Below are 12,033 nucleotides of genomic sequence, written 5' to 3'. Positions count from 1 at the left end.
ACGAACAATGATTATTCCCGCTTTAGATGTATTAGAGAACAATATTGTTCGTTTGTATCAAGGCAAGTACGAAACCGCACAGTTTTACCCATTTAATTTAGCTGAGCGTTTACTTGAATACCAAAATGCAGGCGCAACCAAGCTACATTTGGTGGATTTAGAAGGGGCTCGTGACCCGAGCAAAAAGCAGTGGCGCACTATCCAAGCGGCGACTAAGGCTTTATCTGTTCCCTTTCAGGTAGGCGGAGGTATTCGCAGTATAGACGACGTAAAGCAATGGTTAGATGCCGGAGCTGCCCAAGTGGTGATTGGCTCAATGGCGGTAGATAAACAGCAAGAAGTTGCTGCGTGGATTAAAGCATGTGGCGCCGACAAATTCGTGATTGCACTTGATGTGAACAAAACCGAAAGCGGCTGGTCTCCTGCCACTCACGGCTGGCTAAATGATGCGAAAAGCGATCTATTCGAGCTGTTAGATTTTTATGTTGAGCAAGGTGTGAGTGATTTCTTATGTACGGATATCAGTAAGGATGGCACGATGACAGGTCCATCGTTTTCCTTATACGAAGACATAACCAAACATAACGGTGCAATTAAAGTACAAGCATCAGGGGGCGTGAGCTCTCTTGACGATATTGCACGGCTTGCAAAGCAACAAGTAGGTGGAGTGATACTTGGCAAGTCGCTACTTGAAGGTGTATTTAGCGTTGAGGAGGCTTTAGCATGTTATCAAAACGCATAATTCCTTGTTTAGACGTAAAAGACGGTCAGGTGGTCAAAGGTGTTAAATTCCAAGGCCATGAAGTCGTCGGTGATATTCTTGACCTCGCCCAGCGTTATAGTGAGGCAGGTGCTGATGAACTGGTGTTTTATGAGATCAGTGCCAGCGTAGAAAAGCGTTTACTCGATGTGAATTGGGTAGCTGAAATTGCCAGACATATCGATATACCATTTTGTGTAGCTGGTGGGATTAAATCAGTGGCTGATGCGGCACGAGTGCTTGAGCAAGGCGCAGATAAGATCTCGATTAACAGCCCTGCCATTGCAAGGCCTGAACTCATTAAAGAGTTACATGACGAATTTGGTAAGCAATGTGTGGTTGTCGGCGTAGACAGCTTCTATGATAAGCAAACTCAGGAATATTTAGTATACCAGTTAACTGGCGATCCGAATGCGGCAAGTCGTACTCGATACAAAACGCACGAATGGGTCAAACGAGTTCAAGACCTTGGCGCTGGAGAGATTGTACTTAATTGTATGAATCAAGATGGCGTGCGTAATGGCTATGATATAGCGCAGCTCAGCGCGATTAGGGCGCTGTGTAAAGTGCCACTTATCGCTTCTGGCGGCGCGGGTAGTATGCAAGACTTTGTTGATGTATTTAAACAAACTAATGTCGATGGTGCTTTGGCTGCAAGTGTGTTCCATAAAGGTGTGATTGACATTCCAAAGCTCAAACAGTTCTTAATAAATAATGATGTGGCGGCACGACAATGATTATTAATAAACAAAACATAGCAAAAGTAGATTTTGATAAATCAGCACTCATTCCCGCTATCGTACAAGATGTGTTAACCGGGGTAGTATTGATGCAAGGCTTTATGAACAGAGAAGCCCTTGAAGTGACATTAGAAAAGCAACTCGTTACTTTTTATTCGCGTTCAAAATCGCGCCTTTGGACCAAAGGTGAAACCTCAAACAATGTATTGACCTTGGTGGAAGTGCATACCGATTGTGATAAAGACAGCCTGCTGATTTACGCAAAGCCACAAGGTCCAACTTGCCACCTTGGAACCGAAAGCTGCTTTGCGGAAACCATGCCAGAGCTTGCATTTTTAGGAAAGCTTGAGCGAGTGATTGCCCAGAGGAAAAATGCATCACCTGAAAGCAGCTATACCGCCTCTTTATTTGCTAAAGACTTAAGCCGTAGTTGTCAAAAGGTCGGAGAAGAAGGGGTTGAAGTGGCGCTCGCGGCGATGAAAAACGACAACGAAGAGTTGCTCAATGAGTCCGCAGACTTACTGTATCACCTCATTGTCTTACTTCAGAGGCAGGGCCTTACACTCAGTGAGGTGGTCAGTACGCTCAAAGATAGGCATAAGTAATTTGCGCGTTGGGTAAGTAATCATTTCGTCTATCCCTTCGTTGGCTTGTTCCAGACATCGTGCCGAAACAAGCCAGCTTAGTAAAATTGGGATAAACCTGTAATTAGATCAACTCCTGTTCATATAAATAAGGTAAACTTCTCATAGTCTTACAACTATGTAGTGGCAAAATATTAGTCTAACTTTAATGGTGCTACTACGAACAGTATGGAACGGTTTATGAAAACAAGATTACTTGGTCTAATGCTGGCAGGATTGACAGCTGCCGGATGTTCAACATTAACCCCAGAGCAACAAGAAAAGCTCGATGATATGTCTAATTGCGAGAAACTTAATACGCTTCTAAGTGCATCATCCACAGGGTTTTCAGCGCTTAAAGGTGCTGAAGTCGGCGCAAAGTTAATTAACTCTTGGCAGGCTAAGGCACATTTAGTTGGCAATAAATGCCAAATTATAGAAAGCGCTAGTGGAAAATCAAAATATACCTGTTCTGAGCAGTTCAAAGAGTACGAAAACGCAGTAAAAATCCATAACTATGCACAGAGTGTAGTAAGGCAATGTTTAGATCACTCTTGGGCTGGTGATAGCCAAAAGAGTGGCCAGCTAATGCGTACGGACATTACTTCGCCGAGCTCTACTAGCAAAATTGCAATTGAACTGGGCAAAGGCCTCGATAAAGTCTCGCCATGGATAGTTTCGTTTAATGTGACTGAAAAATAAATGCAAAATACGGAGAAGTGTTGTGCTTCTTCTGCCCTATCCCACCCTAGCATTCTTCGTTTGCAATCCCCTTGACTTTATCTGTTTAAGCGTTAATAAATTTTTCATTGTTGCTTTACTCGATTCTAATGTCGCTTCGTGTGGCGTCTTTTATATAAAAATAGTGAATAGTAATTGTGATGTAACGCGATACAAATTTAGAAAAAATAAGCTATATGTATTTTGAGCGGAGTTGGGATCTGCAACAGTCTGTATTTAATTGATGCTGATTATGCATTTCTTTGGTTTTTTGTGTTAATAAAAGAGCTTGTTTATTAGGAAAAGGTAGCGTTTAATTCAGATGCTATTTTTGTTGTTGGCGCTAAATTAACTACTATTTTTAAAGGAATTAAGATGAACACATTAATAAAGCTTTCAGCTCTATCCTTCTCTGTTGCTATGCTTTGCACTCCTGCTTCTGCTAATGAACAAGCTAAGCCATTCGAGTATACAGTAAATGGCAGTGTATATGAGATCCCCGCTTCTCAAGCTAAGAATTTAGATGAGATAATTGCGCTAATAGAAACTAATAACGATGTTTCAGGTTATGACGTTACTGAGACTAAATTAGCGAAAACTGAGAGCACTGAAATTGCCAGTGATTTTTCAACGCTAGCTGGTGGTAACTTACGTGTTTATAGTGAACTCAATACGGGGTATTTAAATGATTTTGACCAAGCATTTACTTACATTTGTCCAAGTAATATGTTTATTAAGTCAATTTCAAGCTACCACCAAGATAAGCAAGAAGACAGACGTTTTAGCTTAGTCTGTGCAAAATTTACAACGGATAGTGGTAGTCGCATTTATCGTAAAACGACTAAGTGGAGCGGTTACGTAAATTCATACGATCAAGCGTTTAACTTTGTTTGTCCTAATGGTCAATTCTTTGTCGGAATGTCAAGTCGTCACGATAATGGTACAGAAGACCGCTTGTTTAACTTTAATTGCGCATCTATGGCAACCTCTAGCGCAGGCGCTGCACTATTCGCTGAATCATGTATTACAACACAATACACAGGCTACGACCAACCTTGGACATTAGGTGGTAATGGTGCAATCATCGGCATGTCAAGTCGCCATGATAACAGAACGGAAGACCGTCAAACTGCAGTGAGTTACTGCTCAGCTGCGAGTGATTGGTAATAATTTCCTTTAGAGTAGGGTTGATACCCTACTCTCATGTCAGAATTTGGTCATTTCATTGTCATACAAAAGTCGCACACTCATAATGTAATTAGTTAGCGGATTTAAGAGTTATCGTGACCAAACCGAATATTTTTCTCATCAATTTAGATTCTTGCACTGATAGACTCAAGGAGTCTACTTTCCAGTTTGATAAGTTCTCTCTACCCTTTGAAAGGATAAGCGCTGTAAAAGGCGCAGAGCTGAGCGCAGACGTTTTAGATACGAGCTATTGTAAGTTAAAAAACGCTAAGCAATATTTTCGCCCTTTAACCTTGGGTGAAATAGGTTGTTATCTAAGTCATATCAAAGCACTTGAAAAAATTGTTGAGTTAGAACTGCCCTATGCTTTTATTTTTGAAGATGATTTTCAGCTCTACGACGACTTAGCACAGATTGACCAACTGATCGCTTCATTGCCATTTGAATGGGATATGATCAAGCTATTTCAATCTCAAAAGAACAAACGCACTCCGATTGCAAGCTTTCCGCTAAATAAATCGTTATCGTTATTTATGCAAAATAAAGTACCCGCCGGAACCGTTGCCCAGCTTGTTAGTCTCAAAGGGGCAAAGAAAATATTATCCAAATCAATTCCTTTCGGCAGACCGATTGATATTGATTATCAACATTTTTGGGAAAAACAGCTCAGTGTTTTTGTAATAAGTCCTTGTCCTGTTAGTCATGGTGAAAAGTTTGCGAGTACCATAGACAGAACGTCGAGTGCTACTGGCGTAAAGCGCTATTTTTGGCGTAAGCAATTACTACAGATAAATAAGTTTATAAAAAACAAATTTTATCGCGGACTGGTTCTCAAACGCTATCAGCAACACTTCCAGTTATAAAGAACTAAAACCGCTGTACGCCTTTTGAACAATGGATTCGATGGTTGTACGTAATAGAGAAAAATTCGTGTTAAAAGTGTAATTTATGGGAAGACTTCTGAAAAAGATGTGCTAGTATCTAAGATTATTGCAATAAGTTTAACTTTTTGCTTAAACCATTAATAATAACAACGTTGAGGGAGCACAGACGTGTCTATAGAAATCAACTTTGAACTCTCTGATTCAGATCTTGAACACTTCCGTGGAATGATGAAAGCTGCTATTGAGAAAAGTGGCGATGTGAGTGATGCCGAAATTATAGCTAAAGCGCGTAATTTAGTGGCAACGATGGAAAAATCCAACCTTCCTGAATTTGTTAGCACTCGTCTGATTTCGTTACAAACGCTAATTGACGCAGTGTTAGACGAAGAATGGCAAATGCCAGAAGATGAAAAGCGTGAAATCATGGCTTCTCTTGCTTATTTCAGTGAACCAGAAGATATCGTTCCAGATCATATCCCAGTATTAGGCTATGTCGATGATGCGATTATGATTGAACTTGTGTTACAAGAACTGTCGCTAGACTTAAAAGCATACAGAGAATTCTGTGGCTTTAGAGCAACTGAAGAAGCAAGACGTGGTGATAACGCTAAGGTAGATCGTGAAAGCTGGCTCGCGGGCACGCGCTCTCAGATCCGCTCTTCTATGCGTAGAAGTCGCTCTAAAAACCGTTCACGTTTCTTCTCTCGTATTATGTAGGTTAAGTTGCCCTAAGTTTAGCTAATTGCTTTTTAGCTTAGGGCTGTGGACTATAAAAGGGCTGATAATCATCAGCCCTTTTTGATTGCCATTATTTTATTTCATTTGGGTGAGAAACCCCCATCCACGCTTTATAAAGTAACGCTTGCTCGTTTGATGGGTTAGGCGTAAATGTTATCTTTTTAGGCTTATCATGGTCGCGGTCAAGCTTGATTTTCGTATTCATCAACATATCACGACGGATAAAATCTACCGTGATTGTTTGACTTGGCTCGAAGTTTTCTAAGCTCGCTTTTAAATCTTTACGAACATGGTGTTTATCAAATGCAACGATAAGGTCGCCTGCTGTTAGCCCCGCTTGCCATGCATTTCCATCTCGAGCTACATGGGTCAGCTCCAGTAATTCACCCTTTTGTCTTGCCATACCATCTAAGCCTGCAATCACTTTTGCTGACTTAGGATAATCATAAACAAGTCCTACTTTGTCGAATAACTTGTCAAAGTCTATGTTCGCTGGTGTGTCAACATATTCATTCCACCAAGTATTGTAGTCTTGACCGGTAAGCGCTTTTAGGATGTTTTTAACATCTTCACTGGTGAAGCTATTTGGCAATTTATGCTGTTGGTAAAGTGCTTTATGAACGTCACGGTAGCTAATTTTTCCGTTTGATTTTTCGAGTAAGTCGATATCAAGTGCCATGGACACCAACGCACCTTCTGAATAGATATTGGTGCTGTAATTTATCCCATGATCGCCACCTTGATTGATCCATTTATCAAAGCTCGTTGCAGCAACCGACTGAACATGACGACCAGGAGTTTTCAAATGACGATTAACACGCTTAGTCAGCATTTTAAGATATTCGTCATTGGTGGTGATCCCTGCACTTAGCAGCAAATAATCCTCAAAGTAGCTGGTTGAGCCTTCTGCTAGCCACAACAAATCCGTGTAATTTGGTGCTACGTAATCATAAGGAACCATGCCTGCTGGACGATAGTTTTTGACATTCCACGTGTGGATGAATTCATGTGCGGCTGTAGAGATAAAACCAATGTAGTCATCTCTTTCTTTAAAACTGTCTCTATGTCTTTGAATAATCGTCGAGTTTAAGTGCTCTGTTGCCCCTCGTGCACCGCTGGTTGCATGCACCATAAAGACATAACGGTCATAAGGATAATCGTGCCAAATGAGCGTGCCGGTTTGAACGAGTTTTTTAAGATCGGCTAGCATTTGGTCAACGTCATAGTTGCCCTCGCCCCAAATAACTAGTTCATATCTACGGCCATCCACTTCAAATTTGTGCAGCTGATTAATACCAGTCTCAATAGGAGAATCTAACAATATGTCATAGTTATCGGCTTTGAAACTGTTTTTTGAATCGGCAAACTCCATACCGGAGACTGAGCGCCAGCCTTTAGGTACATTGAGTTCAACAGAAACAGGCTCTGATCTGAAAGATTCACTAAACATCAAAAAGCCAGATGCATCGATAAACGCGTGGGTGTCATCTATGTGTCTAGCTCGAAGACCTAACTCATTGGCATAAACCTGATAGTTAACCGTCAGCTCGGTAGGCTCGCTAAGGTGTACACGCCATGTGTTTTTATCAATTTTTTCCCATTTTTGTGATTGCCCGCTTTGAGATTTTGCGTCAAAAAAGCGTACGCCGTTGGCTAAATCCAATATCTCGTAGCGACCTGTACGCCAATCTGGAAGTTGCACATCGATGCTTGATTGAGAAGATTTTGGAAACTGAACTTCTACTTCTGCAAGGTGATGCTGCGGTTGTGTAATTGAAATACGGTAGTCGACGTCAGCATAAACACTAAATGTTGCTGCACATGCCAAGGCAATAAGGCTTTTCTTCATTATTTTTGTATCGGTAATTTGAGATAAAATCAATTTACCAAATCAGCGACTTACACGCTAAGTAATATCGATGAGTAAACAGCAAACTCCGATACATTACCACGTTAAATTTCCGCGCATAACAGCGTAATTTGTTGTAGACTTGGTAACTAAGAGATTATTTTATGATTGGAAATCTGTGACTGACAATGCCTTAATGCTCGAGCAGAAATTAAAGCAAGCCATAGAGGCTAGAAAAACGCTTGAGGATGCAAGAAAACAACAAGTAGAACTCCTTACTCAGTTTGCTGCAAAGTTATCCCTGGCCTGCAAAGGGCAAGATGTTTCACTTGATAATCAGTTAGCTAAATTTCGTATTGCACTTAATAAAGGCGTCGATTTTGAGCTGCTTGTGCCTTTTATCGATGGAATTTCCGAGCCGCTAAAGTCACAAGAAGTGACCAATTCAAATAATCAAAAAGCATTGCAAACGGCAATTCAGCAAAGCGGAAAGTTACTGCAGAAGCTCAAGGGATTACCAGATGAGTCGCGCAGAAAGTTGCGTCATTTATTGGATGTAGAACTTGAAGATATCAACTCTACTAATGCTTACATCCCCGCGTTAGAGTCTTTGGTTTCTATCTACCATACGGTTTTACAATCCAAAGTAGAAATTACTGAAGAAGCATCTCATAGTCATCACCCAGAATTAGCTGCTGAACTTCAAGCTTTGATCAACGAATTAATTTTCGAAGATGAAGTAATAGAAAAGGTTAAAGAGATCCGCGCAAGCGTTGCGGAAAACAACAGTTTAGATAATCTATATTCAGCAGCGACAGAAATCATTAAAATTATTGCGCAAACGATTGCCAAAGAGCGCCAATCCGCACAAGGTTTTTTGGTTTCACTGAATCAAACACTGGAAGAGCTACATCGCTCTATTGTTGAAACAACGGCGCGTTCAAAATCAACATCTAAAGAACTACAGTCGTTAAACAATAAAATAGAACTAAAAATTCAAAACTTAAATCAGCAAACCCAAAACGCCAGCTCAATAACTGAGCTTAAAGCCTTGGTCGACAACGAGTTGAAACTACTGAGTGCTGATTTGATAGAGCGTGAAAAGCTCGAAAAAAATGAGCGTGAGGCGCTGCTTGACTCATTTGATGCAATTAATAATCGTATCAACACCTTAGAGTCCAAAGTTTCAAATTATAAAAAGCGACTCAGCGAACAAAAGTTCAAAAGCCTATTGGATAGCTTAACTAAGTTACCAAATAGAGCAGCTTTCGATGAGCGTCTAACCCATGAAATGCACCTATTTGAGATAAACGACTCAGATGTGACGCTGGTTGTTATCGACGTTGATCACTTTAAATCTATCAACGACCGTTATGGTCATAGTGCGGGCGACAAAACATTGCAAGTGATCGCACGAGCCCTTAAAAAGTCTATTAGGAAAAGCGATTTTATCGCACGCTACGGCGGTGAGGAATTTGTTTTGCTAATGCCAGGTATGCCGCTGACTCATGCGCAAAAACCGCTTGAAAAAGTAAGGCAAGTCATTAAATCTATACCATTCAAATTTAAAGAAAAAGAAGTCGAAATTACGATTTCTCTCGGTGCTACTCAGTTTGTCAAAGGGGACACTGCGTTGAGTGCTTTTGACCGAGCTGATGCAGCGCTTTATGAAGCGAAGAATAGCGGGCGAGATAGATTGTGTTTTAAGTAAATAGAGTTAACTTGGGTAAAGGCTGAGTTTCGAGACATTATACTCGTCCCCGCTTTGTTCAGTTATACCAATTCGCTGCGCATTACAAACAAGGAGTAAGCCTATGCAAGTAGAGCTAAACCCAACTGGGGTTCTTAACTTATTATCAAGATTGGAAGTCGATTTACTTCAGCAGTCAACCACAAGTGAGAGATATAGGCTTTTTAGAAATTGTGCATTGGCGGTATTGAATGTAGGTAGTCATACCGATTCCAGCTCTGAAATCTACGATAAATACGAAGATTTTGATATTCAGCTACTCGCACGCGAGCGAGGAATAAAAATTGCGTTAAGCAATCCCCCCGAGTCTGCTTTTGTCGATGGTCAAATAATTACCGGTATCCATGAGCACATATTTTCCGTGATCCGCGACATACTTTTTATTTGTCAAAAATATCACGGTGAAAATAAATCGCCGGTAGAAATTACCCATATGGTTTTTGACATGCTGCGTAACGCTGATGCGCTTGAAGTGAATAAAGACCCTAACATGATTGTCTGTTGGGGCGGTCATTCAATCAATGAAGTTGAATACAAATACACCAAGGAAGTAGGTTATCAACTTGGTCTTCGCGGCCTAAATATTTGTACCGGTTGTGGACCGGGCGCAATGAAAGGCCCGATGAAAGGAGCAACAATTGGTCATGCTAAGCAACGGATCTCGAATAACCGTTATTTAGGCCTTACCGAACCCAGTATTATTGCCGCTGAACCGCCTAACCCTATTGTTAATGAATTAGTGATTTTGCCTGATATTGAAAAGCGTCTCGAGGCGTTTGTACGCATTGCGCATGGCATCATTATTTTCCCAGGTGGTGCTGGAACAGCTGAAGAGCTGCTTTATTTACTGGGTATTTTGTTACATCCAGAAAATGAAAAGCAATGCTTACCTGTGATCTTAACTGGCCCTAAAGAGTCAGCGGCATATTTTGAAGAACTCAGTGCTTTCATTGAAAAAACACTTGGGAAAGAAGCTCTGTCTAAGTTTGAAATTATCGTAGACAATCCAGAGCTAGTAGCCAAAAAGCTCAGACAGTCGATGGCAACGGTGCGCGAGTATCGTAAGTCTGAAGGTGATGCCTATTACTTTAATTGGACTTTAAAGATTGAAAATGATTTTCAGCACCCATTTGCACCAACGCATGAAAATATGTCGGGCTTAGACTTACACCTAGAGCAACCAAAACAATTACTGGCTGCTAACTTAAGACGTGCTTTTTCTGGTATTGTTGCCGGTAACGTGAAGGATGAAGGTATTACAGCAATTAAACAGCATGGTCCGTATGAATTAAGTGGTGATAAATCACTGATGGCCGATATGGATAAGCTGTTGGGTGCATTTGTAGCTCAGGGGCGAATGAAGCTACCTGGGAGCAAATATATACCGTGTTATAAAATTAAAGCTTAGAGTGAATGAATAATTTGTTGTTAATAGATGCGCTTAACCTTATCAGGCGCATCTATGCTGTTAATGAACCAAAAGGTACTAAAGAACAAGAGGCCCATATAAAGGCCTCTTGTCTTCGTGTAGAGCAAGCGACTCGTAGCTTGTTACGTAAAACGGGGGCGACACACGCAGTTGCTGTCTTTGATGGTGATAAAAGTTGGCGTTATCACTTTTACCCAAAATATAAAATAAGCCGTCAACCTATGCCCGAATTTCTAAATCAGAACCTCGACAAGTTTTCACAAGCGTTCGCAAGTGTTGGTGTTAAATCATTTAATCCCGAACATGATGAAGCTGACGATGTGATAGCGACGCTTGCCTGTAAAGCCGCAGCTGCCAATGTTAACTGCACGATAGTATCGACTGATAAAGGCTTCTTACCCCTGATAAATGATGCTATCTCTGTGTACGACTACTTTAAAAAGTCGATAATTTCGCTCGAAGATATCAAAAGTCGATTTTCTGTCACCCAAAGCAAGCTCGAAATGTTTTGGGCGTTAAGTGGCGACAAGACGAACGATATTCCAGGTGTTGTTGGGGTTGGTATCAAGACGGCGCAAGAGCTACTCGCAAAGCATGACGACTTTGAAAGTATGCTAAAAGATGAGACAGTAAAGCCTGCTGCAAAAGCAAAATTAGAGGCTGGAGCAAGCGACTATGTTACCAGCCTAGCGCTAGTGACTCTAAGAAGAGATATTGCAATTGGCTTTAGTTTGAAGGATATACGAGTGGTTTGAAGGGACTTTTGATTGGCAATGTATTACATCGTCGCTAAGCGCTAGGCGAAAGTAGATGACTTTGATATATTGCATACAAGCGTATCTCAGTTTTTGCAGATACAAGGTTCGTTTTACCCATTCTTTATTGAGCAGTTAGATGATTAGGAAAATATTACAGTACATATTTCTTGGCCTTGCGGTTTACGTTACTGTGGTGTTTCTCGTGATCAATTATTATAAAGATGACCCGCAAGCGATGATTTGGCAGGACCGAGAAGCGTTTAACAATCGTTTCATTCGTAATCTTAGCCTTGAAAAGCCGACTGAGTTAGACACAGTATTGGATACCTTGGGCAGCCCGGATCTAACGTATGTAAAGAAAAAACAAGACAATACGGTTGTACAAATTGTGTTTTATCGCACTCAGCTTGTAAAACCAGATGGTATTACTACGGAAGATGAATGCACCGGATTATTGTTTGAAAATGGCATATTAAAGCTTTGGGGACCAGGTGCTCGGGTCACATTTGATAAAGTGTGATGCCAATTAGATTAATCTTCCAACCAATTTGAAGGGTAAAATACCATATTAGCTTCGTTAACAACGCCTCATTT

General features: G+C 40.9%; 12 protein-coding genes. 11 read left to right on the top strand and 1 reads right to left on the bottom strand.

Annotated elements, in window-relative coordinates; all coding sequences use genetic code 11:
• Positions 1 to 7 precede the first annotated feature (7 nt).
• The 7 genes from MHN32_RS09055 to MHN32_RS09025 all read left to right on the top strand — a co-directional run bounded on the left by MHN32_RS09055 (position 8) and on the right by MHN32_RS09025 (position 5,632).
• On the top strand, positions 8 to 742 hold the full coding sequence (locus MHN32_RS09055; protein ID WP_239421554.1) for a 1-(5-phosphoribosyl)-5-[(5-phosphoribosylamino)methylideneamino] imidazole-4-carboxamide isomerase: 735 nt from the start codon (positions 8 to 10) through the stop codon (positions 740 to 742).
• Positions 724 to 1,497 carry an imidazole glycerol phosphate synthase subunit HisF gene (hisF, locus tag MHN32_RS09050; protein WP_102058097.1) on the top strand — a complete coding sequence of 258 codons (774 nt, stop codon included), beginning with the start codon at positions 724 to 726 and terminating at the stop codon, positions 1,495 to 1,497. Before MHN32_RS09055 ends, hisF begins: the two co-directional genes overlap by 19 nt.
• Positions 1,494 to 2,105, top strand: a complete 612-nt coding sequence (gene hisIE, locus MHN32_RS09045; protein WP_174169182.1) for a bifunctional phosphoribosyl-AMP cyclohydrolase/phosphoribosyl-ATP diphosphatase HisIE — start codon at positions 1,494 to 1,496, stop codon at positions 2,103 to 2,105. The genes hisF and hisIE overlap by 4 nt, the downstream gene beginning before the upstream one ends.
• Before the next feature lie 219 nt (positions 2,106 to 2,324).
• Positions 2,325 to 2,825: a hypothetical protein gene (locus MHN32_RS09040; RefSeq protein WP_211865528.1), complete on the top strand. Its 501-nt coding sequence runs from the start codon at positions 2,325 to 2,327 to the stop codon at positions 2,823 to 2,825.
• 393 nt (positions 2,826 to 3,218) lie between these two features.
• Positions 3,219 to 4,010 carry a dermatopontin-like protein gene (locus MHN32_RS09035; RefSeq protein WP_239421553.1) on the top strand — a complete coding sequence of 264 codons (792 nt, stop codon included), beginning with the start codon at positions 3,219 to 3,221 and terminating at the stop codon, positions 4,008 to 4,010.
• 116 nt (positions 4,011 to 4,126) lie between these two features.
• The gene (locus tag MHN32_RS09030) at positions 4,127 to 4,894 is read left to right on the top strand and encodes a glycosyltransferase family 25 protein (protein ID WP_239421552.1); all 768 of its coding nucleotides are present in this window, start codon (positions 4,127 to 4,129) and stop codon (positions 4,892 to 4,894) included.
• Between the two features lie 189 nt (positions 4,895 to 5,083).
• Entirely contained in the window at positions 5,084 to 5,632 is a 549-nt protein-coding gene (locus MHN32_RS09025) for a YkvA family protein (RefSeq protein WP_010605483.1), read from the top strand.
• Between the two features lie 91 nt (positions 5,633 to 5,723).
• Here the strand turns inward: MHN32_RS09025 and MHN32_RS09020 are convergent, their stop codons facing one another.
• Positions 5,724 to 7,502, bottom strand: a complete 1,779-nt coding sequence (locus MHN32_RS09020; protein WP_239421551.1) for a PDZ domain-containing protein — start codon at positions 7,500 to 7,502, stop codon at positions 5,724 to 5,726.
• Positions 7,503 to 7,680: 178 nt separating this feature from the next.
• Here MHN32_RS09020 and MHN32_RS09015 point away from each other — a divergent pair, with 178 nt between their 5' ends.
• From MHN32_RS09015 to MHN32_RS09000, 4 genes are all read left to right on the top strand, one after another.
• The gene (locus MHN32_RS09015; protein ID WP_010605485.1) at positions 7,681 to 9,213 is read left to right on the top strand and encodes a GGDEF domain-containing protein; all 1,533 of its coding nucleotides are present in this window, start codon (positions 7,681 to 7,683) and stop codon (positions 9,211 to 9,213) included.
• A gap of 103 nt (positions 9,214 to 9,316) precedes the next feature.
• Positions 9,317 to 10,660, top strand: coding sequence for a nucleotide 5'-monophosphate nucleosidase PpnN (gene ppnN, locus MHN32_RS09010; protein WP_239421550.1), 1,344 nt, complete (start codon positions 9,317 to 9,319; stop codon positions 10,658 to 10,660).
• 5 nt (positions 10,661 to 10,665) lie between these two features.
• Complete coding sequence (gene xni, locus MHN32_RS09005) at positions 10,666 to 11,436, top strand: flap endonuclease Xni (protein WP_239421549.1); 771 nt, start codon at positions 10,666 to 10,668, stop codon at positions 11,434 to 11,436.
• A 139-nt stretch (positions 11,437 to 11,575) separates the two neighbouring features.
• Entirely contained in the window at positions 11,576 to 11,959 is a 384-nt protein-coding gene (locus MHN32_RS09000; RefSeq protein WP_010605488.1) for a DUF3192 domain-containing protein, read from the top strand.
• The last annotated feature ends 74 nt before the right edge of the window (positions 11,960 to 12,033 follow it).

It is taken from the genome of Pseudoalteromonas sp. Of11M-6, from assembly GCF_022347905.1.
Classification (GTDB): Bacteria; Pseudomonadota; Gammaproteobacteria; order Enterobacterales; family Alteromonadaceae; genus Pseudoalteromonas.
The sequence above is the reverse complement of the archived record's forward strand: the minus strand, read 5'-3'. Positions and strand labels throughout refer to the sequence as shown.